At 69.9% G+C, this 20,854-nt stretch carries 25 protein-coding genes; 19 read left to right on the top strand and 6 right to left on the bottom strand.

What is annotated here, in order from left to right:
- The first annotated feature begins 1 nt into the window (after position 1).
- The 13 genes from BZB76_RS04825 to BZB76_RS04765 all read left to right on the top strand — a co-directional run bounded on the left by BZB76_RS04825 (position 2) and on the right by BZB76_RS04765 (position 11,761).
- A complete protein-coding gene (locus tag BZB76_RS04825) occupies positions 2 to 1,690 on the top strand; it encodes a sugar ABC transporter ATP-binding protein (protein WP_121433030.1) in 1,689 nt (562 codons plus the stop codon).
- Entirely contained in the window at positions 1,683 to 2,627 is a 945-nt protein-coding gene (locus tag BZB76_RS04820) for an ABC transporter permease (RefSeq protein WP_170180508.1), read from the top strand. Before BZB76_RS04825 ends, BZB76_RS04820 begins: the two co-directional genes overlap by 8 nt.
- Positions 2,627 to 3,595, top strand: a complete 969-nt coding sequence (locus BZB76_RS04815; protein WP_121433028.1) for an ABC transporter permease — start codon at positions 2,627 to 2,629, stop codon at positions 3,593 to 3,595. Before BZB76_RS04820 ends, BZB76_RS04815 begins: the two co-directional genes overlap by 1 nt.
- The gene (locus BZB76_RS04810) at positions 3,595 to 4,749 is read left to right on the top strand and encodes a M20 family metallopeptidase (RefSeq protein WP_121433027.1); all 1,155 of its coding nucleotides are present in this window, start codon (positions 3,595 to 3,597) and stop codon (positions 4,747 to 4,749) included. Before BZB76_RS04815 ends, BZB76_RS04810 begins: the two co-directional genes overlap by 1 nt.
- Positions 4,746 to 5,489, top strand: coding sequence for an MBL fold metallo-hydrolase (locus tag BZB76_RS04805; protein WP_121433026.1), 744 nt, complete (start codon positions 4,746 to 4,748; stop codon positions 5,487 to 5,489). The genes BZB76_RS04810 and BZB76_RS04805 overlap by 4 nt, the downstream gene beginning before the upstream one ends.
- 95 nt (positions 5,490 to 5,584) lie before the next feature.
- A complete protein-coding gene (locus BZB76_RS04800; protein ID WP_420534765.1) occupies positions 5,585 to 6,370 on the top strand; it encodes an IclR family transcriptional regulator in 786 nt (261 codons plus the stop codon).
- Complete coding sequence (locus BZB76_RS04795) at positions 6,367 to 7,590, top strand: alanine racemase (protein ID WP_121433024.1); 1,224 nt, start codon at positions 6,367 to 6,369, stop codon at positions 7,588 to 7,590. Before BZB76_RS04800 ends, BZB76_RS04795 begins: the two co-directional genes overlap by 4 nt.
- Positions 7,591 to 7,600: 10 nt before the next feature.
- Positions 7,601 to 8,281 carry a bifunctional 4-hydroxy-2-oxoglutarate aldolase/2-dehydro-3-deoxy-phosphogluconate aldolase gene (locus BZB76_RS04790; RefSeq protein ID WP_121433023.1) on the top strand — a complete coding sequence of 227 codons (681 nt, stop codon included), beginning with the start codon at positions 7,601 to 7,603 and terminating at the stop codon, positions 8,279 to 8,281.
- Positions 8,278 to 9,243 carry a sugar kinase gene (locus BZB76_RS04785; RefSeq protein WP_211342828.1) on the top strand — a complete coding sequence of 322 codons (966 nt, stop codon included), beginning with the start codon at positions 8,278 to 8,280 and terminating at the stop codon, positions 9,241 to 9,243. The genes BZB76_RS04790 and BZB76_RS04785 overlap by 4 nt, the downstream gene beginning before the upstream one ends.
- 9 nt (positions 9,244 to 9,252) lie before the next feature.
- On the top strand, positions 9,253 to 9,636 hold the full coding sequence (locus BZB76_RS04780; RefSeq protein ID WP_121433022.1) for a RidA family protein: 384 nt from the start codon (positions 9,253 to 9,255) through the stop codon (positions 9,634 to 9,636).
- On the top strand, positions 9,636 to 10,778 hold the full coding sequence (locus tag BZB76_RS04775; protein WP_121433021.1) for a hypothetical protein: 1,143 nt from the start codon (positions 9,636 to 9,638) through the stop codon (positions 10,776 to 10,778). Before BZB76_RS04780 ends, BZB76_RS04775 begins: the two co-directional genes overlap by 1 nt.
- Positions 10,779 to 10,830: 52 nt before the next feature.
- Positions 10,831 to 11,307 (top strand): YcxB family protein, encoded by a 477-nt coding sequence (locus BZB76_RS04770; protein ID WP_121433020.1) that lies wholly within the window; start codon positions 10,831 to 10,833, stop codon positions 11,305 to 11,307.
- 19 nt (positions 11,308 to 11,326) lie between these two features.
- Positions 11,327 to 11,761, top strand: coding sequence for a hypothetical protein (locus BZB76_RS04765; protein ID WP_121433019.1), 435 nt, complete (start codon positions 11,327 to 11,329; stop codon positions 11,759 to 11,761).
- Here BZB76_RS04765 and BZB76_RS04760 read toward each other — a convergent pair.
- Positions 11,758 to 12,276 (bottom strand): winged helix-turn-helix transcriptional regulator, encoded by a 519-nt coding sequence (locus BZB76_RS04760; protein ID WP_170180507.1) that lies wholly within the window; start codon positions 12,274 to 12,276, stop codon positions 11,758 to 11,760. The genes BZB76_RS04765 and BZB76_RS04760 overlap by 4 nt on opposite strands.
- Positions 12,277 to 12,358: 82 nt before the next feature.
- On the opposite strand from BZB76_RS04760, the gene BZB76_RS04755 reads away from it, so the two are divergent.
- Entirely contained in the window at positions 12,359 to 12,793 is a 435-nt protein-coding gene (locus tag BZB76_RS04755; RefSeq protein ID WP_121433018.1) for a tautomerase family protein, read from the top strand.
- 367 nt (positions 12,794 to 13,160) lie between these two features.
- On the opposite strand, the gene BZB76_RS04750 is transcribed toward BZB76_RS04755, so the two are convergent.
- Positions 13,161 to 13,565, bottom strand: a complete 405-nt coding sequence (locus tag BZB76_RS04750) for a hypothetical protein (protein WP_121433017.1) — start codon at positions 13,563 to 13,565, stop codon at positions 13,161 to 13,163.
- A 161-nt stretch (positions 13,566 to 13,726) separates the two neighbouring features.
- On the opposite strand from BZB76_RS04750, the gene BZB76_RS04745 reads away from it, so the two are divergent.
- The 4 genes from BZB76_RS04745 (at position 13,727) to BZB76_RS04725 (ending at position 16,955) form a co-directional block, all read left to right on the top strand.
- Positions 13,727 to 14,266: a hypothetical protein gene (locus BZB76_RS04745; RefSeq protein WP_147449318.1), complete on the top strand. Its 540-nt coding sequence runs from the start codon at positions 13,727 to 13,729 to the stop codon at positions 14,264 to 14,266.
- Positions 14,266 to 15,462 carry a DUF6745 domain-containing protein gene (locus BZB76_RS04740; RefSeq protein ID WP_121433015.1) on the top strand — a complete coding sequence of 399 codons (1,197 nt, stop codon included), beginning with the start codon at positions 14,266 to 14,268 and terminating at the stop codon, positions 15,460 to 15,462. The genes BZB76_RS04745 and BZB76_RS04740 overlap by 1 nt, the downstream gene beginning before the upstream one ends.
- A gap of 89 nt (positions 15,463 to 15,551) precedes the next feature.
- A complete protein-coding gene (locus tag BZB76_RS04735; protein WP_147449317.1) occupies positions 15,552 to 15,935 on the top strand; it encodes a hypothetical protein in 384 nt (127 codons plus the stop codon).
- A 576-nt stretch (positions 15,936 to 16,511) separates the two neighbouring features.
- Positions 16,512 to 16,955, top strand: a complete 444-nt coding sequence (locus BZB76_RS04725) for an NUDIX hydrolase (RefSeq protein WP_121433013.1) — start codon at positions 16,512 to 16,514, stop codon at positions 16,953 to 16,955.
- A gap of 135 nt (positions 16,956 to 17,090) precedes the next feature.
- On the opposite strand, the gene BZB76_RS36285 is transcribed toward BZB76_RS04725, so the two are convergent.
- From BZB76_RS36285 to BZB76_RS04710, 4 genes are all read right to left on the bottom strand, one after another.
- On the bottom strand, positions 17,091 to 17,219 hold the full coding sequence (locus BZB76_RS36285) for a hypothetical protein (protein WP_281273842.1): 129 nt from the start codon (positions 17,217 to 17,219) through the stop codon (positions 17,091 to 17,093).
- The gene (locus tag BZB76_RS04720) at positions 17,216 to 18,172 is read right to left on the bottom strand and encodes an alpha/beta hydrolase family protein (protein ID WP_337959735.1); all 957 of its coding nucleotides are present in this window, start codon (positions 18,170 to 18,172) and stop codon (positions 17,216 to 17,218) included. Before BZB76_RS04720 ends, BZB76_RS36285 begins: the two co-directional genes overlap by 4 nt.
- Before the next feature lie 798 nt (positions 18,173 to 18,970).
- Entirely contained in the window at positions 18,971 to 19,366 is a 396-nt protein-coding gene (locus BZB76_RS04715) for a hypothetical protein (RefSeq protein ID WP_147449316.1), read from the bottom strand.
- Positions 19,367 to 19,544: 178 nt separating this feature from the next.
- Entirely contained in the window at positions 19,545 to 19,880 is a 336-nt protein-coding gene (locus BZB76_RS04710; RefSeq protein ID WP_121433011.1) for an ASCH domain-containing protein, read from the bottom strand.
- A gap of 169 nt (positions 19,881 to 20,049) precedes the next feature.
- Between BZB76_RS04710 and BZB76_RS04705 the strand changes: the two genes are divergently transcribed.
- Positions 20,050 to 20,415 carry a hypothetical protein gene (locus BZB76_RS04705; protein WP_147449315.1) on the top strand — a complete coding sequence of 122 codons (366 nt, stop codon included), beginning with the start codon at positions 20,050 to 20,052 and terminating at the stop codon, positions 20,413 to 20,415.
- Positions 20,416 to 20,854 lie beyond the last annotated feature (439 nt).

The raw sequence follows: 20,854 nt of genomic DNA, 5'->3' as shown, positions 1-20,854 counted from the left end.
GGTGGCGCTCCTGGCCGTCGAGAAGGTCTCGAAGTCGTTCGCGGGCAACCGGGTGCTCAACGAGGTGAGCTTCGACGTCCGCGCGGGCGAGGTGCTCGCCCTGGTCGGCGAGAACGGCGCGGGTAAGAGCACCGTGCTGTCGCTGGTCACCGGACTGCTGTCGCCCGACTCCGGGCGCGTGCTGTACGACGGTGAGCCGCTGCGGTCCTGGTCACCGCACCGTGCCCGCGAGGTCGGGATCGGTTCGGTGCACCAGGAGCTCAGCCTCAACCCGCATCAGACCGTCGCGGAGAACGTGTTCCTCGGACAGTGGCCGTCGCGGCGCGGGCTGGTCCTGCGCCGCGACCTGGCCAAGCGGGCGCGTCCGCTGCTGGAGCGGGTCGGGCTGGACGTCGACCCGCTGACCAGGGCGGGACGGCTGCCCCTGGGGCAGCAGCAGCTCGTCGAACTGGCCAAGGCGCTCGCGTCGGGGCCACGGCTGCTGATCCTGGACGAGGCCACGTCAGCGCTCGACGACGACCAGGTCAGGAGCGTGTTCGCCGTCGTGGACGAGCTACGCGCCGCCGACTCGTCCGTGATCATCGTGAGCCATCGGATGGCGGAGCTGTTCGCCGTCTCCGACCGGCTGACCGTGCTGAAGGACGGCGAGGTCATGGCGACCCGCGACCGCGCGGAGACCGACCATGACGACATCGTCCGGCTGATGATCGGCCGGGAGCTGTCCGACCTGTTCCCGCCGAAGGCGGGCGAGGGCGGCCCCGTCGGCGCGGAGATCGCGGCGATTCCGTCCGAGGCGGAGATCGCCGAGGAGAAGAGCGCCGCCGAGAAGGACGCCGCGGAGAGCACCATCCCCGTTCTCACCGGCGCGCCCGTGCTCAAGGTGCGGGGGCTGACCGTCCCCGGTGCCTGCGAGAACGTCGACCTCGACCTGGACCCGGGACGGATCATCGGTCTCGGCGGCCTCCAGGGTCAGGGGCAGCGGGCCGTGCTGCGCGCGCTGTTCGGGCTCGTCCGGCACAGCGGGCGGATCGAACTGGACGGACGGCCCGCCCGCCTGGCGTCCCCCCGCGAGGCGATCCGCGGCCGGATCGCCTACGTCCCGGAGGACCGCAAGGTCGAGGGCCTGCATGTGGCGCAGAACGTCCGCGCGAACCTGTCCCTGACCAACCTCGGCGTCGTCACCCCGGGGAAGCGGCTTCTCACCGTCGACCGGGGTGCCGAGGCGGCGCTGGTCGACGATCTGGTCGAGCGGATGCGGATCCGGGTCACCGGCCCGGAGCAGGAGGTCCGGAGGCTGTCGGGCGGCAACCAGCAGAAGGTGTCACTGGCCCGCTGGTTGCCGTCCGAGCCCCGGGTCCTGCTGCTGGCGGAGCCGACCCGCGGCATCGACGTCGGCACCAAACGCGAGATCTACCATCTGCTCCGCAGGCTCGCCGACGGCGGCATGGCGGTGCTGGTCACCTCTGGAGACACCATGGAACTGGTCGGCCTGTGCGACGAGGTCGCCGTCATGTACGAGGGCGCGGTCGTGGAACGGCTGGCGGGCGAGGACCTGTCCGAGGAGCGGCTCGTCCGCGCCTCCGTCACCGGAACGGACACCGGAGCGGAAACCGCCCCTCGAAAGGGGTCGGGTCATGGTGGGGGGACGACCCCCCACACCCCCCGGAAAGGGGCGGGTTCGCATGCCTGACCGCGTCGCTACAGCGCTGCGCGGCAATCTCGACGTCGTCGGGCTCGGCGCGCTGCTCGTCGTGCTGCTGGCCGCGTACCGGCACTACGACTCGGAGCTGTTCACCCCGGCGTCGATCACGATCCTGTCCGCGCAGTTCCTGCCGCTGATCCTGGCGGCGATGGGGCAGAGCACCGTGATGCTCGCGGGCGGCATCGACCTGTCGCTCGGGTCGGTGCTGGCGCTCGCGATGGCGGTGTTCGCCGTCCGCGCCGAGGACGGTGTCGTGGTCGCGGCGGTCCTGGCGCTGGCCGCGGCAGCGTCGACCGGGGCCGCGAACGGCGTGCTCGTCGCCTACGCGGGACTACCACCGATCATCGTGACACTGGCCGCGTCGTTCCTGTGGGGCGGCGTCACGCTGGTGGTGTTGCCGAAGCCGGGCGGGAGCGTCCCGGCGGGGCTCGTCGAGGCCTACAACAACGGCTGGAACGGGCTGGCGCTGCCGTTCGTGGTGATCGGGGTCGTGCTGCTGCTGTGGAAGACGGTCCGGACGACCAGGTTCGGGCTGTCGCTGTACGCGGTCGGCGGCAACGAGCACGGCGCCTACGCCAGCGGCATCGGCGTCCGCAAGGTCAAGATCGGCGCATACGCCCTGGCGGGCGTGTTCGTCGGGCTTGCCGGGATCGGCCTGGCCGTTCAGACCGGGTCCGGTGACGCGACGATCGGCGCCCCGTACACGTTGAACTCCATCGCCGCGTCGGTGCTTGCGGGGGTCAGCTTCTTCGGCGGCATCGGGCAGATGCGCGCCACCGTGCTGGCCGCGCTGCTCATCGGGCTGCTGACGAACCTGCTGCTGTTCACCGGGCTGTCGCCGTTCTACCAGCTGATCATGCAGGGTGCGGTGCTGATCGTGGCGATCGCCGTGAAGACGTTCGCGACCCGCGAGAGGACGGACTGATGACCGCGCTGCCGCATACGGCCTCCTTTCCCCGCCGTCTGACGGGCACGCTGCGGGACAACCGCGCCGCCTGGGCGTTCGGTGTCCTGCTCGTGACGTGGATCGCCGCGGTCCTGTTCGCGAAGGGCTTCGACAGCGTCTCCAGCGTCCGGTACCTGGTGCAGACGGCCGCGTTCCTCGGCATCGTCGCCGTCGGGCAGACCCTCGTGGTCATGATGAGCGGCATCGACCTGTCGGTGTCGGGTGTCGTGGCGCTGTCGGCGGTGGTGTGCGCGCAGGTCGCGGCCGGTTCGGGCGGGACGACGGGCATCGTGGTGGCGCTCGCGGCGAGCGTCGTCGTCGGGCTCGCCAACGCCGCCGGGGTGACCTGGCTGCGCGTGCCGCCGATGGTGATGACGCTGGCCACCGGCACGATCGTCGCCGGTTCGCTGCTCGTCTACACCAACGGGTCGCCGAAGTCGGCGAAGGTGTCGCTGCTCGGTTCGCTCGCCAACGACCGGGTCGCCGGGGTGCCGCTGGCGTTCCTGCTGTGGCTCGGCATCACCGCCGTCGCCGTGTGGCTGCTGCACGCCTCCCGGATCGGACGGTACGTGTTCGCGCTCGGCAACGGCGAACGGGCGTCCCGCGCGTCGGGGGTGCCGCTCGCCCGGACCTCGTTCATCGCCTACGGGGCGTGTTCGCTGCTCGCCGGGGTGTCCGGGCTCGTGCTGCTCGGGTTCACCTCCACCAGCTCGCTCACCATGGGCAACCCGTACCAGCTGCTGTCGATCGCGGCGGTCGTGCTCGGCGGGACGTCCATTCTCGGCGGACGCGGGCACGTGCTCGGCACCGTGGCGGGCGCGCTGATGTTGACGCTGCTGACGGCGCTGCTGGCCTCGTGGAACGTGTCCGAGGGCGTCCGGCAGATCGTGTTGGGCCTGCTCATCATCGGGCTTCTGCTCGCCTATGCAAGGGAACGGCGGACCTGATGTCGGCTTCGGGGGAATTGCTGCGGGAACTGGTCGGCATCGCGAGTATCAATCCGCGAGGCGGGCCGGTCGACGCCGCGTCCGGGATCGGGGAGGCGGCGGTCGCGGAGTACGTCCGCGACTGGCTCACGGCCCGTGGCGTGCGGGCCGAGCTGCGGGAGGTCCTGCCGGGCCGTCCCAACGTCGTCGCGACCCTGCCGGGACGCGACCCGCGCGTCGTGCTGCTGGAGTCGCATCTCGACACCGTGGAGACCGGCGGCATGATCGTCGACCCGTTCGCGGGGACGATCCGGGACGGTCGCCTGTACGGGCGCGGCGCGTGCGACGCGAAGGGGCCGCTGGCGGCGTTCATGCTGGCACTGGCGAACCTCGCGCAGGACGGCCCACCGCCGTTCGGGGTCGTCCTCGCCGGGGTCATGGACGAGGAACACCTCTACCGGGGGGTTCTCGGACTGATCGACGACCTCGCCGACACGTCCGTCGTCGGCGCCGTCGTCGGTGAGCCGACCGGGCTCGTCGCCGCCACCGCGCACAAGGGCGTCGTGCGGTACACCGTCCGGACGCTGGGGACGGCCGGGCACAGCTCACGTCCGGACAAGGCCGTCAACGCGGTCACCCTCATGGCCCGCGTGATCGGGCATGTCAACCGGACCCCGCCCGGCGTCCCGGCGCATCCGCTGCTCGGGTCCGCGACGCGGTGCGTTACCGGTATCCGCGGCGGGGAGGGCCCGAACACCGTGCCCGGCCGCTGCGAGATCGACATCGACCGCCGCACCCTCCCCGGCGAGGACCCGCTCGACGTGTGGCGCGCGGACCGGGAGGAACTGACCGCGCTCATCCCCGGCCACATCGAGGTGGACGAGCCGTTCACCGTCGACTACTCCCTCGACACGCCCGCAGGGAGCCCGGTGCCCGCCGCGCTCTGCCGGTCGCTCGCGGCCGCCGGACGGGACGCGTCCGTCCACGGCATGCCGTTCGCCACCGACGCCAGCAAGCTCGCCCGCGCCGGTATCCCGTCGGTCGTGTTCGGCCCCGGCTCGATCTCCCACGCGCACTCCGCCGACGAGTCCATCGCGCTCGCCGAGGTCGATCTGGCGGCGCGCGTCATCACGGAGACCGTCCGCTCGTTGGACGTCGAGGGGAGGCCGCGGTGAGGCTCACGCAGCACATCGACCTGGTCGGCAGCGGCGCGGCCGGGTTCGACCTGACCGACCCGCTGGACTGTCACGTCTACCTCGTGCGCGGCACACGGGGTTCGGCGCTGATCGACGCGGGCGCGGGGGCGTCCGCCGGGGTGCTCGCGCGGCGGCTCATCACCGCCGCCGGGCCCACCGGCGAACGTCACCTGCTGCTCACCCACGGGCACGCCGACCACTCGGGCGGCGCCGCGGAGCTGGCGCGGCTGGTGCCGGGGCTGTCCGTCCGCGCCGGGTCCCCCGCGGACCGGTGGATCGCGCGCGGCGAGGAGGAGAAGATCAGCCTCGACCGCGGCAAGGCGGCCGGCGCGTACCCGGCGGAGTACACCTTCACGGCGTGCCCGGAGGTCGGTCCCATCGCCGACGGGGAACGAATCGACCTCGGCGGCGGCGTCGTCCTCACGGCCCTCGCCACGCCCGGCCACGCCGACGGGCACACCTGCTACCTGCTGGAGGCGTCCGAGGGACGGGTGCTGTTCTCCGGCGACTGCGTTTTCACCGGGGGACGGATCTCGTTGCAGAACCTGCACGACACCCGGATCCCCGAGTACGTCGCGAGCCTCACCCGGCTCGCCGACCTGGACGTCGACATCCTGCTACCCGGCCATCACGAGATCTCACTCGCGCGCGGCGGACGCCACCTCGCCGCCGCCCGCGACGTCCTCGACCGCGGACTGCTTCCGGAGAGCACAACGTGAGCCACGACACGAGCACCGAACAGACACCGCCCGCCACCACGACGCCACCCGCCAAGACACGCGCGAAGGCACCGGCCCGCAACCAGTCGTCGTCGCTGCGACGCGCGCTCGCGGTGCTCGACTACGTCCGCGACAACGCCGACACCCGCGGCGTGTCGCTGACCCGGATCGCCGAAGACCTCGACATCAGCAAGAGCACCGTGCTGCGGCTCGCCGCGCCGCTCATCGACGGCGACCTCCTCACCCGCGACCGGGAGACCGGCTCGTTCCGGCTCGGACACGGCGCGCTGCGCCTCGGGCAGGCGTACCTGTCGTCGCTGGACATGCGCTCCGTCGCCGCCGACCCGCTGCGCCGCCTCCAGCACATGGTCGGGGAGACCTGCCACCTCGTCGTCTACGAACGCCCCGACGTCGTCTACATCGACAAGGTCGAGAACGAGCACAACGTGCGGATGGCGTCGCGGGTCGGGATGCGGATGCCCGCCTACCGGACGGCCGTCGGCAAGGCCATCCTCGCCTGGCTCGGCGACGACGACTTCCAGGCCGTCGTCGACGCGGGGATGGAGCCGCGCACCGAACGGACCATCACCGACCCGGCCCGGTTGTCCGCCGAACTCGAACGGGTCCGCCTCGCGGGGTATGCCGTGGACGACAGGGAGAACGAACCCGAGGTTCGCTGTGTCGCCGCACCGATCTTCGACCACACCGACCGGGCCGTGGGCGCGCTCAGCGTGTCCGGGCTGGCGTCCCGGATCACCCCCGCCCGGGTTCGGGAGGTGGGGCCCATGGTGGAGCGCACGGGTCAGGAGATCTCCCGGGTGCTCGGTTCGTCCCGTCCGCATCGTCGCCGTTCCGAGAAACGAGGAGGGAAACAGCCGTGACCAGCCTGAACATTCCCGGAGAGCAGGTCGACTGGCGGACGAAGGGCATCTGGCAGCCCGGCGCTCCCGTCTCGTTCGAGGACTTCACCGCGGCGCGGCACCTCCTCTTCGACGGCCCGTTCACCTGGCCGCTGATGGTGGCGCGACGGTCGGCGCTGCGCCACAACATCGCCGCGCTCGCCTCGTTCTGCGCCGCGCACGACCTGGTGTTCGCGCCGCACGGCAAGACGTCCATGGCGCCGACCCTGTTCCAGGAGCAGCTCGACGCGGGCGCGTGGGGCATCACCGCCGCGACCGCGAACCAGGTCCTCGCCTACCGGAATTTCGGCGTGCCCCGCATCCTGCTCGCCAACGAACTCCTCGATCCGACCGCGCTGCGCTGGCTCGGCGGCGAGATCGACCGCGGCATGGAGTTCCTGCTGTACGCCGACTCCGCCGAGGGCGTCGCCACGATCTCCGCGGCGGCCGGGGAACGGCCGTTCCGGGTCCTGGTCGAACTCGGCCATCGCGGTGGCCGCACCGGCTGCCGCACCGTCGAGGAGCTGATCTCCGTCGCCCGTGCCGTGGCCGCCGCGCCCGGCACCGAACTCGCCGGGGTCGCCGGATACGAGGGCGGGCTGCCGGACGTCTCCACCGCGAGCGCCTACCTCGGCGGGCTCCGCGACGCCACCGCCGAACTGTCCAAGACCGGGTTGCTGCCCCGCGATGTCATCGTCACCGCGGGCGGAAGCGCCTACTTCGACCAGGTCGCCGAGCGGCTGTCCGGGGCGTGGCTGCCGGGGCACGAGCTGACCGTGATCCTGCGCAGCGGCGCCTATGTCACCCACGATGACGGCATCTACACGCAGAAGACCCCCTACACCCGTATTCCGGGGTCCCTGGACGCGGCGTTGGAGATCTGGGCGCAGGTCACGTCCGTCCCCGAGCCGGGTCTCGCGATCGTCGGCATGGGCAAACGGGAGGCCCCCTATGACGCGGGCCTGCCCGTCCCGCTGCGGCTGCGGCGCCGGGACGGGACCGTCCACCCGGCGAGCGGCCTGCGCGTCACCGACACCAACGACCACCACGCCTACGTCAAGGTCGACGGGCCCCCGCCCCGCCCCGGCGACCTGCTGTGCTTCGGCATCTCGCACCCCTGCACGGCATTCGACAAATGGCAGGTCATCCCCGTCGTCGACGACGACGAGACGGTGACCGACCTGATCCGCACGTACTTCTGAGAGGAATCACATGATCCCCCGCCTGGCGCCGGGAGGCGCGCTGACGGCGACCGGGGTCGTCGCGGTCGTCCGCGGCACCCGCGCCGAACGCGTCGCCGACGTCCTGGACACCCTCGCCGACGCCGGCGTCCGCTGCCTGGAGCTCACCCTCAACACCCCGGGCGCGCTCGCCGAACTGGACGCGGCGCGGCGACGGCTGCCCGCGGACGTCGAACTCGGCGCCGGAACAGTGCGCACCGCCGCGGAGGCGTCCGCGGCGGTGGCCGCCGGGGCGTCCTTTCTCGTCTCCCCCGACACCGGCGAAGGCGTCGCCGCCGTGGCCCGTGACCACGGCGTCGCCTACTATCCGGGCGCGCTGACCCCCGGTGAGGTCGGCCGCGCCTGGGACCTCGGCGCCACCGCCGTCAAGATCTTCCCCGCCGGGGCGTTCGGCCCCCGCTACCTGCGTGACCTCGCGGGACCGTTCCGTGACGTCCCGCTGCTGCCGACGGGCGGGGTCGGCCCGGACAACGCCGCCGACTTCATCGCCGCGGGCGCCGTCGCCGTCGGCGCGGGCGGCTCCCTCATCGGCGACGCGTTCGACGGCGGTTCCCTGACGGCTCTGGCGGACCGGGCCGGACGGCTCCTCGCCGCCGTGCACACCGCCCGACAACCCGACGTCCGCGTGGAGCGCGAGGGCGTCACCCGATGACCGAACCGAACATCGACCTGGTCACGTTCGGCGAGACCATGGCGCGGTTGGAGAATCCCGTCGTCGGGCCGATGCGGCATGCCCGCGCCCTGGACCTCGGCGTCGGCGGCGCCGAGTCGAACACGGCGATCGGGCTGTGCCGGCTCGGCGGCACCGCCGCCTGGTTCGGCCGTGTCGGCGACGACGAGTTCGGCCGACTGATCACCAACGTCCTGGCGGGCGAGGGTGTCCGCCTGGGGCACACCGTGGTGGACCGGTCCGCACCGACGGCGCTGTTGTTCAAGGAGCGCCGCGCCGGGACGCTCACCCGCGTCCAGTACTACCGGACGGGCAGCGCCGGGTCCCGGCTGTGCCCGGCCGACGTCCCGCACGACCTGATCCGGTCGGCGCGGGTCCTGCACGTCACCGGCATCACCGCCGCCATCAGCGCCACCGCCCGGCAGGCCCTCGACGACGCCGTCGAGACCGCCCGCGAGGCCGGCGTGCCCGTGTCCCTCGACCTGAACTACCGGCGGGCCCTGTGGACGCCGGCCGAGGCGGGCGAGTGCTTGCAGAAGCTTGTGAAGCGCGCCGACCTGCTGTTCGCCACCGAGCAGGAGGCGCGGCTGATCGTCCCCGACGCGGACGACGACCTGGCGGCGCTCGCCGGGTCGCTCGCCGCGCTCGGCCCGCGTGACGTCCTCCTCAAGCGCGGGGCCGCCGGGGTGGTCGCGTTGTGCGAGGGCGCGCTGCACGTCCAGGGCGCGCACCGGGTGCCGGTGATCGACCCGGTCGGCGCCGGGGACGCGTTCGCCGCCGGGTATCTCGCCGAGTTCGTCCGGGGACGTCCCGTCGCCGACCGTCTCGACACGGCCACGGCCGCCGGGGCGTACGCGGTGACCGTCCGCGGCGACTGGGAGGGGCTCCCGAGCCGCGCCGACCTTGATCTACTTAAATCAGCTGAAGACACCGTCACCCGCTAGGAGACAGACATGAGCAAACGTGAGATTCGCAGCGAGGCGGCGCCCGCTCCGCTCGGCACGTACTCGCAGGCGATCGTGGTCGGCGACTTCCTCTACACGTCCGGCATGGGCCCGAACGACCCGAAGACGGGCGAGTCGGTCGGCGGGGACGTCGCCCAGCAGACCCGGCAGGTCCTGGCGAACCTGAAGGCGATCCTCGCCGAGCACGGACTCGGCCTGGACGACGTCGTGAAGTCGACCGTCCACCTCCAGGACCTGCACCGCGACTTCGCCGCCTACGACAAGGTGTACCGGGAGCACTTCACCGAGCCGTACCCGGTGCGCACCACCGTCGGCTCCGACCTGATGAACATCCTTGTCGAGATCGACTTCGTCGCCTACAAGAAGAGCTGATGGACTCGTCTTTGTACGCCCTGGTGGAGGACCTGCGCGGGGTGGACGCCGCGCAGGTCCTTTCCCACGGCGTCTCCGCCCTCACGGTCGGCGCGGCCTACCACCGCGCCCGCGACGTGACTCCCCACGGCCGCACCCGCGTGACGCTCAGGCACGACGGGATCCACTTCCCTCCCGGCGACCTGTTCGACGGGCTGCGCCTGCGCCCGCCCGTCCAGCGGGACGCCGACCAGGAGCCGTTGAAGGCCCTCCGCCGACAGACCCGCGAGCTGGGTGTGCCCCTGCACGGTTGGGGCGTGTTCCTGCACAACACGACCCTCGGCCTCGCCTTCCCGGACGTCACCCAGGAGAACTGCTTCGGTGACCGTGCCGCACCCGCCGACCTGTGCCCGTCCAACCCGGACGTCCGCGCCTACGCCGTCGCGCTGGGCCGCGCCATCGCCCGCCAGGGAGTGGACAGCGTCGTCTCCGAGTCCCTGCATTTCGGGATGTTCGGGCACGGCTACCACCATGAGCGCGCCTTTGTGGAGTTGGGCCCGGCCGCCGAGTTCGCGCTCGGTTTGTGCTTCTGCTCCCACTGCCAGTCCCGCCTCCCCGGCGCCGAAACGGCCCGTGCCGCCGCGTCCCGACTTGCCGCGTCCGTCCTGGACGGCGGCCCTCCCGCCACCGAGCTCCCGACCGTCCTGGAGGACTACGCCCGCTCCCGCACCCCGATCGTCACGTCCCTGGCCGCCGACGTCGCCGAAGCCGTGGCCGCCGAAGGGTCCAGCCTGACGTTCCTCGACCTCACCGGTGCCGTGAAGGGCTACGCGGACGGACGTCCCACCGGCGGCCCCGCCGCCGACTCCGCCTGGCAGATCGGCGTGGACCCGGCGGCGGTGAGCGATGTCGTCCCGTCATACGCCATCCTCTGCTACGCCTACGACGAGGACCGCGTGGCCGAGGACGTCACCGCCTACCGCACGGCCCTGGGCCCGGACACCACGCTCAGCGCCGTCCTCCGCCCCGGCCTCCCCGACACGACCTCGACCGACCATCTGGCCGCCAAGGTCACCGCCGCCCGCAAGGCGGGCGCGAACACCGTCGACTACTACTCGTACGGCCTAGTGCCGCTGCCCGTCCTGTCCCGCATCCCTCACTGACGTACCCCGGCGCTAACGTGGCTGGCCTCTAATTCCGCTGAGAGGGCAGCATATGCAGTTAGAGGTCAGCTACGTGCCAACGCCTCGCGATCGTCGACGCGCGGTCGTTTTCCCTTGGTTCGTTTGGCTGCTGTACGCCGGTCTCGTCGGCTTTGCCATCGCGGTAGTGGGAATCGGGGCGCTGTCCCGCGCGGCGGCCCGCCACGGGGAGGCGACGAATGCGCCTGCTCTGGCCGCGGTGGGCGGTGTCGTCCTCTTGGTCCTGCCGCTCCTCATCAGTTTGTGGACGCTCGTCCAGCCGATGGACCAGAACGAACGCCACATCAGCATCACTCCGACCCGCATCCGCTGGGAGTCCGGAGGCGTGACCACCGAAGTGCCCTGGGCCCGGATCGGCGTTGTCAGGGAAAGCCCCCATCAATGGATACTGGGCACCCGCAACCAATGCCTGGCTCTTCCGAAGCGGGCGGTCCCGCAAGACCGAATCACCGAACTCCGAGATTTCCTCGACGACCTGCCGCTTCGATAACCGATGCGAGGATCCGCCCATGGGAGTTCTCTACGGCTACTTCGCCGCCGCGGATGACGACGACGCCGTCCGGGCCGTCGTCCGCGACGATGGCGAGACCAGCGGAACGGGCTACGACCAGCTCGTCGTCAAGGGCATGGACCCGGTGGTGAACCTGGCCCCGGCCGAGGCGCTCCTGACGGGCCGATCCGACGCTCAAAGCGGCGCCCTGGTCGGCATGCTGGGAGACGGCGAGGTCGTGGTCGTCACGGTCGCGGACGCCTTCCGAGACGCCCTCGCCGCCGCCGACCCCGCGTCCTTCTCCGAGATCGCCACAGCCTGGTCGAACGACGAGGACGCCTTCCTCGACCCGGTCGACCCGGACGACCTGCACGACTTCCTGGACGAGTTGTCCGGGCTCGCCGCCCGAGCCGTGGACCACCGCGCCCGCCTCTACTGCTGGATCTGCCCCTAACCGACTTCCGACCGTCCGGCCGTGACACCACCGCGCCGGGCGAGCACCCTGGTCCCGGGCCCGGACGCGGCACCCGGGCCGGGCAGCGCCGTGACGTTCTCGCTGCTCACCCGCTCCCCACAGGCCGAGCAGCAGACATGCGGAGTGAACTCGGCCCCGCAGTCGTGGTGTTCCAGCCGGACGGGCGGGCCGCCCTCCGGCGTGGCCCACTTGTCACCCCAGGCCATCAGCGCCATCAGCACCGGCACCAGTTCCCGACCCGCCTCGGTGAGGTGGTACTCGTGCCGCAGCGGCCGCTGCTGGTAGGCGTGGCGTTTCACGATGCCGTCGGTGACCAGGGTCTGGAGCCGACGGGTGAGCAGGTTGCGGGAGATGCCGAGGTTTTCGGCGATGTCGTCGAACCGGTGCAGGCCCAGATAGATGTCCCGCACGATCAGCGGGGTCCACCACTCGCCGACGCGTTCCAGGGTCTGCCCGATCGAGCAGTGCATCTCCGCGAAGCTGGTCCGTTGCATGGGACACAGTGTAGAGGGTTGATTCATTGAACTCACTGGGATACGTTGCGACCAGGGAAGAGTTCAATGAAAGGACTAAGTAGTGCCGTTCGTGGAGTTGTTCGTCCGTAAGGGCTCGCTCGATGAGGACCGCCGCAACGAGATCGGTGGCCGCCTGGTGTCGGAAGTGATGATCGCCGAGGGCGCGCCGGACAACGAGGCGGCCAGGTCCATCTCCTGGCTGGTGGTCAACGAGGTCGACGCCTGGTTCGTCGGCGGCCAGGCGGTGCCTCCCGAGGAGAAGCCGAAGTACATGGTGCGGGTGGGGGTCCCGGCCGGTTCGATGAACGACGACAAACGCCGGGACATCGTGAAACGCGTGACGCAGGTACTGGCGGACGCCGACACGGACCCCGAACGGTTCACCGGCAACACCGCCGCGTGGGTGCACATCAACGAGGTCCCAGAGGGCAACTGGGGAGCACGCGGCGAAATCGTCCGCATCGAGGACATCGTCGCCCTGGTGACCAAGGGCTGACCTCCACCGAGAAGGCACTGCGAATCCCGCCTGAACACGTCCCCGGGCCGGATTCGCAGGGCCTTGGACGGGCACGCCGCCGCTCCTCGATCAAACCGTCACTGGTGCGCGCCGCCTGCTGATCGAACCCGCCTGGCGGCGCAGCAACAGATCCAGGCGAAAAGCGAGCGATCGGACCTCCACCCGGCGACCCTAAACACCGAAACCGATCGAACGTTGTTCACCACCTGGCGTCGAACCTGGACTACGCGACAACGTAAATGACCAAACCGTGCAGATCAGCGGGTGGACGAGTAAGCCGTTGGTCGTAGGGCACCGGCCGTACCTCATGGTGGCCGTCAGTCGGGCGCATTGACTGGGAAACGCCCTAGCCGAGCCTGTTCGCCACCTGATCGCGGTACTGCTGAAAAGCGTGCCAGCCTTCGGTTCGGCCTTCCGCGAGAAAATCGCCGGTGGAGGTATCAAGGGCCCGGCATCCGAGTATCTGCGCGATCCTCAGGATGACGGTGAGCACATCGTCGCCGCCACCGCGCACATGAAGCATCACCGCCTCCAGCGGATCATCGTGCCCGATGTTCAGCTCGATCGACCACGTCGGACCTTCGAGCACGCCCCACTCGGGGTCTGAGAGATCGACCTCGGGCAGTTCGCTCGCCAGACGGCCGAGGGCGTCCGGCAGCGAACCAACCGGTTCGGGAGCGTAATCCTGCGGCAGGTCGTCCATCCCGCGGACCTCCGCCGGAACCCGCATCAGCAAGACGTCCCAGCTCACGACCAGCCCACCTCACACTCCGGTTCCGCCACACAGGGCAACCTACGCCACGCGTCCGACAAGGGGACTTCTTCGGGGACGAGGAGCGTCCGGAAAAATCAGTTTCCTGCGTTGAGGCGCGACGTTACATTTCATGGCAAGCACTTCGGTGGGAGGCCGTAATGATACTTCTCAGCAACGTGCGGTCAGAAGGCAGCGACCTCGCCCACCTGGCCGCCGAACTCGACATTCCGACGATCGCCGGACTTCAGCACCAGGGCGATGTTTCGGTGATTCCCGCCGCGATGGCGTCGCGGGATTATCAGCCTGCGGTGACCCAGGTTCCGGCGTCCGGTATTGCCGTGGTCTTTGGCGAGGCGGGCGGAAACACGCACCTGCTTCTCGCGTCCGGTGACGTCCGGTACGACGCCGCCAATGGCGCGGCGGACGACATCACCCTCGGATCGCTGGAAGTCGGCGACGGGGCGACCGCGTGGCTGGACCACCCGGAGCACGGAAACACGGGAATCGCGCCCGGCCGGTACGTACTGCGCCGCAAGCGCGAAATGGCACCCCGTGTCCTCGACCCGGGAGCCCGCCGCAAGCGCGAGCAGGCCCGTAAGCAGGCTCGTAAGCAGGCGGCCCGCGACCAGGCGATCCGCGAGCAGGCGGCGGCCCGTCAACAGGACTGGAACGCGTCCGTCCGCTTCGTCGCGGACTGATGACGGCGAAGGCGCCCGGCCACCACCCGCCGCCGACCGCGGACCAGCAGGCACTACTGCCGTTGGTCCGGGACGAGTGGGTGGGGCACGGGCTGGCCGTTGGTCCGACGGACCGGGTGGCGGCCGAGGCGGGCGTCCAGGACGTCTACCTCGGCGCCGGCCGCCGTCCGCCGGAGCACGTGATCTGGCTTGGCTCGCCGATGGCGGGCAGCATCGGCGCCGACATCCGCGCGGGCCGACGCTCCCTCATCACCAGGCGGGCATGGCGGACGCTGCCGGAACCGACCGGCGACGCCATCATCGAAACGGTCCCGGAGGCCCCTCCGGAAACCGACCTGATCATGCTGGATCCGCTGCCGTCCGACCTCGACGACCTGGAACGCGACCCGCGCTGGGGCGGCCTGCTGCACCGGCTCGGCCGCGAGGTGGCCACCGCCGTCGAAACGGGCCTCGGCAAGGCCGTAGGCACCGCGATCGACCATGTGGCGGCGACCTGGCAGGACGCGGAGCAGCGTCCCGAAGTTGGGGCGCTGCCCCGGCTGGGCGCCTACCCTCCGCGGATGCTGCGGCAGCTCGCGCAGCTCTCCTTCCTCGAACGATGCGGTGTCCGGGAACCGGACCGCCACGGCCGCGGCCTGCTCCAGGTGGAGCGGTCGGCCGGTGCGTGGTGGCCGATGAGGAACAGCGTGATCCTCACCGAACGCCCCATCGAACTGCACCACGACGCCGAGGGGCGACTCCACAACGAGAGCGGCCCGGCGGTGCGGTACCCGGACGGCTGGTGCCTGTGGGCCTGGCACGGCGTCACCATGCCGCGCGAGATCATCGAGGAGGACGTCCCGATCGCCCGCGCGGTGTCGCTGCGCAACACCGAGCAGCGGCGCTGCGCCGTGGAGATGTTGGTCGGACGCGCCGGTTGGCACCAGGTGGTCAGCGAGGCGGGCTGGCCGAGGGTCGGTCGGGAAACACCGGACCCCGGCAATCCCGGACAGGTCCTCAGCCTGTGGTGTCTGGAGTCGCTGTACGACGACCATCTGCACCTACTGCTGATGACCAACGGGACGCTGGAGCGGGACGGCACCCGCCGCGAGTTCGGTGAGCTGGTCCCCGGCTGGATCCGGGACCCGGTAAGGGCGGCCGCCTGGCAGGTCGGCCTCACCGCCGCCCAGTACCGCCAGACGTCCCGCCGAACCTGACCGATGTCGCTCCCGGCTGCGTGCTCTGAACACCGACCACGTAGCCGGGACGACCCCACACTCTCGTCCGTCCCTGGATTATGTGGGATATGGCCGAGGACGAAGTGATTGCAGCCGGTGAGGTTCCGTTCGCCTTACTCGAAGGGCACGGCACCGTCATGGCTCGCCATGTGACGGTTCGGCGCGCTCAGCCTGAGCACAGCCTGAGCGACCCGGTGTCCACGAGCTGGACGCTCACTCTCGACGGCAGAGAATTCCAGGTGACCAGCACGGACGGCCGGAACCGGGTGCCGATCGACAGCGCCTGGGCCAGGGGAGAAGAGGAGCCGATGACCGCAAGGGACGGCATCGTGTCCTATGACTTCTTCTACTCCCATCACCTCGGCTGGCTGACGGGCCCCGTCCGGCTGACCTTCGACCCGGACGCGATGATCGTCCACGTCGAGAGCGACCTGAAGTTCGAGGCGGACTAGGCCGCCACGACGAACGGGCCGTGGCCGCTGGGGAGACGTCAGCGGTCACGACCCGTCCGGGACCCGAAGGTCCGCAAGCACCACCCAGTCTACTGACAGTAAGTAGTCACTCAAGTACGCTTTGCCATACCTGGGGAAATCGGGGTCGGCCGGTGGCGTCGCCGGAGAGGATGGCGTCCAGGTCTGATCGGCGCAGGCGACGCAAGTTCTCGCGGCCTCCCGGAAGATGACGCCGCCCTCACGCAGCACCCGCCAGTGGTACGTCATGGTCGACTTCGCCGTGATCCCCACCACGGTCAGGACGCTACCGCCACGAACTACGCACCGCGACCGCGAACGGCGAATTCACCGTCATCCTCCTAACAACAGCCGGAATGGCCATAGGACTACTGATAACCCTCTTCCTCCCCCGCCACCCCACCCGCACACCCGAACCAAAACGACCAACCACAACAATCATCAAACAAGCGGACTCCTTTGACCCCAATTCATCGGCTCTCCGCGTGGCCACCACCGCGATACCACTAACCTCTGCCCCATCCTGAACCGCAGCGACCAGCGCGCCGGAGGGGCAGCATGACCGATCGCTACCGACCCATCGTGGACGTTCACGTCATCCTCGAACGCGACGACGACATCCTTCTACTGGAACGTCAGGGCACCGGGTACGGCAGCGGCATGCTGCACCTCCCCTCCGGCCACCTGGAGGAAGGCGAACCCGCCTCCCACGGCGCGGCCCGCGAAGCCCACGAAGAGACCGGCGTCGTCATCGACCCGGCCGACCTCGTCCTGACCACCGTCGTCCATCACCGCCAACTCCCCGCACGGGCCCGCCTCGGCCTGTTCTTCGCCACCACCCACTGGTCGGGGGATCCCCATAACGCCGAACCCCACAAATGCCGCAAACTCCAATGGTGCGACCCCCAGCTCCTGCCCTCGAACACCATCCCCTACCCCGCCGCCGGAATCCGCGCCTACCTGGCCGGAATCCCCTTCACCACCCACGGCTGGACCCCGTAATTCCGTCCTGATATCTCCCGTAAATGCGGCACCGCCTTACGCGTACACGGGCGCAGTTTCGACCTTGGTGACTCCCGCGGTGATGGCGGCGCGGGCGACGTCGTAGCGCCCGGGCCGAGAAGGGCCCGCACGCCTCTACCCGTTGCGCAGCAACTCGTCGATCAGGTCGATGGCCTGGTCTGGGGCGACGTCCGCGAGCCGGGCCAGACGGGCGGTCCGCATCCAGCAGGACGGGATGACGCGGCACCGCAGAAGACGGGTCACCCGACGACCGGACCCGCCGTCTCCATCTCCGGGAATCGGGCGGCGGGGCCGTCGAGGAGATGGTCGTCGCGTCCGCGGAGCCACCGGTCGAAGAACGAGGCCACGTAGGCGCGCTGCACGGCCACGGACCGCTTCGGGTCGATCGTCCCGACGGCCTTGGCAAGCCCGCCTGCCGGGACGATGCCCTGGCGCGCGAACCAGGGCAGGAGCGACTGCGCGTCGGTGTACGAGGCGTGCCGCGTGCCGCGCAGCGTCCCGTTGAACCTCCAGCCGCGCGAGTTCTTCCAGAACGCCGCCCACGAGGGACGCTTCTGGTAGTCGCCGGACTCCTCGGAGCCGAGGAGCAGCAGCGGCCGGTCAAGGCCGTCCCGCGCGACGCTGCTCAGCCCGTCCGGGAAGTCCATCTGACCATCCATGTTCACCCCGGCCCGGATCCGCCGGTCGTCGTGCATCGCCTGCGCGGCCGTGAACCCGCCCGCCGACTGCCCCACCATCCCGACCCGTCCCAGGTCGAGCGCGAACCGTCCCTCGGCCAAACCGGGCAGCCGGTCCAGGACGAACCGAACGTCCGCGACACGCGTCGCCATCGCTTTCTTCAACAGCGCCGTGATCTCGGCGGGATCGGACGGCGGCTCCCCCTCCAGCAGCCGACTCGTCTCCAGCCGCCCGCCCGGGAACTCCACCTCGGACGCCTCATAGGTGTGATCGACGGTCACCACCGCGTACCCACGGCTCACGAGGTCCTCAACGAGCGTGGTGCCGAACGTCCGAGGATCTCCGAGCCCGGCGGAGTAGAGCACGACCGGCAGCCGCCCAGCCCGCCGGTCAACGGACGCTCCAGTGACCGCATTCGTCCGCGTCCCCGCCCAGTCGGCCTTCCCAGGCGGCATGTCGAGGTTGACCGTCCCCGCCCCCGTAGCGGACCCGAAATGCACCGCGGCCTTCGCCGTCATGTGCGGCGCAATCGGCCCGCCCTTCCTGGCCGGATACCAAACACTGACCATCAACTCCCGACCACGGCTCCCCGTCCACGGGTCGCGCCGCCCCCTGTCCGTCAGGTGGAACGCAGTCGTTCCGACGCGATACGCCCCGGTCGGAGCGCGCAGCCGCACCTCCTCGCGGACGGCCCCCTCGGTCGCCTCGGCAGCCACGAACGTGCAAGGAAGAAACAGGACGAGCGAAGCACAGGAGAAGACAAGCAGCGTACGGCGGCGCCTCTTCTTCATGCCCACCATCCTGACCCCGACGGTCACTCTCCGCGCGCCAAGATCGAAGAACATGGCAATGAGTTACCCCAATCGACCCTCTCGCGCCGTCCACACGAACAGGATCTTGGCCTCCTGACGAAGGCGGGGCAGCTCACGGCATGACCATGCCGTGATGATGCGGTGGACTCGACACGACCATGTGGCGACCCCAGCACCTACCAGCCACAGAAACCAAACCTCCCATAAGCACCTAAGCCACTTCGCTCCCCGCGACGCGGACGAATGTGCAACGCGTCAGCACGTCGATTCTGACGCGGAACGACACCCCCAACCGCAACCATCACCCCCGCCACTCCAAGCAAGGACGTCAGCATCGGTCCAACCCGTCACCCCAGCCTCGTCGGCCACCGCCTGCACCCGCGCGAACTCCGCATCGGTGAACCGCACGATCACCCGACACTTCCGCCCACCCGGCACAAGACGACGCTTCGCCACCGACATCCCTCCCACCAATCCAAGACCAGGGTGCCGATCGGCAGGGATTCACTCAACTGTTCTTTCCGGCCGCTGATGGCCCCCGGGCACCTCGTTTCCCAAGAGATCGGAGACCGTCGCGAACCACGAGCAGGCCCAGACCTGGATGCAGTCTGGCTCATGGAGCATCTCAAAGGGTCGGTCATCCCAATGACCATAGGATGTGACCACGACCGCTTCACCCGGCCTCAGCCAGTAGTCCTGGCCAAACGGCTCAAGCCACAGCTTCAGCAGCTGGTCGCCACCGTTCTGGACGAGCATCGGAACCGGGTTCCCCAGCTCCTGGATCGCCTCATGGCTGAAGTCCCCGGCCTCAGGCATGTTCCTCTTCAGGTGCGCAGTGAACCGCGCGGCTGGGGTCTCACGCGGTTCCCCGCGCTCCCTTCTCCACCACATGTTCCGCATTCTGGTCCCCACCCGAGACTGCCCATCGTCCGGGGCAGCGAATACGACACCGTCGGATACGGCACGGTGCCGGTCAATCCCCGCGCGTGCGCGGGGAGCACCGAGCGAACGCCGCCAGCGTCGAACTCAGATCGGGATCAACCCCGCGTGCGCGGGGAGCACTCTGGCTGTCAGCGGATCAGAGGTCCGGGTCCGCGGAACTGACGAGTGAAATTTCGATGGCCAGCACGCCGAGGGCTTCCTTCTCGGGCCCGTAGATGCGCCGGATGTTGATGAGTTGCTGGTCACGCGGGCTGTCAGGGTCGACCTTGGACGGCCCTTCCGCATCGAACATCTTCTCGAAGGAGGAGTAACGGGACACCCTCTTGACCCGGGTCAGAACGCTATCTCGCCCGCATGTGAATCGGATGTGGTCACCCGCCTTCAGCCTCCGCAGTTTGGGGTACTGCACGCGGACCTCAATCGACTTGCGACCGGCCGCGACAAGGTCGAAGTAGCGGCGATAGAGATTCATCTCGCGTGCTCGTACACCCAACTCAGCCGGTGGATGGGCGGTCGTGACACCGCCCGGTCCGTAGGTCGTCGGGCTTGGCTCAGAGAGGCCCAGCAGGCGGCGGGCATGGATTCGGACGTGGGGAGCCAGAGCGGCGTGGATGGGGTCGCGGTCGGCGGCCTGGAGGAGGATGGCCGCGACCCGTAAGTTCGGCGAGCCGCCCCTCGCGCGTTTCCAGGACATCGGCGAAGACGTCCCGGACCCGGGCTGCAACCTCGGGGACGCCGAGCGTGTAGGCGTGGAGATGAGCGGCGTCGAATCCGCGAGGGGCCGGGCCGAAGCCTTCCCAGTCGAGGATGGTCAGTTCCGGACCGGTGAGATTGGCCCAGTGCAGGTCACCGTGCGCGAGGGTCCAGTGGTGGACGGTGGTGTCGACACCCGTGTCGCCGAGGTAGCGGGGAATGGTGCGGTGTACGTAGTCCTGGCTGATGACGCGCGGACGGTCGTCCGGAATCGGTGTGGCCGCGACCGTGTCCGTGGTCCATCGCAATCGTGACCACCACGCATCAGGCAGAGCGATGTGCGCGGTGAGTCCCGGAGTCGAGGAGCAGACAGACGCCGTTACATAGGTACTGAGTTCTGCTCGGTACGCGTATCCCTTCTTGGTCCAGTCGGCCGTGTCCCGCAGCCGAGGGCGCGGAACTTCACTCGGCAAGGCGGTCGCGGCGGCCTGAGTACCCGTCCACAACTTTCCGCCCGCCTTATCGACCGGTGCCTCAAGCACGCGGAGCCAGGCGTCTCCGCTGGACGTCGTGACGGGGCCGCCGATGGTCCGTCCGCTATGGCCCCAGGCTCTGGCCCCCTGTGGGTGGACGCGCATCCGAGCCGAACCGCCGCGTCGGTGTAGGCGGCGCACATTCGTTCACGGACATCGGGGTCGTCAGGCTCGGAGAACATGGCGAACATCCTGGAGATGCGCAGGCGGGATGGCTGGA

The organism is Actinomadura pelletieri DSM 43383, assembly GCF_003634705.1.
Lineage (GTDB): Bacteria > Actinomycetota > Actinomycetes > Streptosporangiales > Streptosporangiaceae > Spirillospora > Spirillospora pelletieri.
Note: the sequence above shows the minus strand (reverse complement) of the source record. Positions and strands in the feature narration are given on the sequence as shown.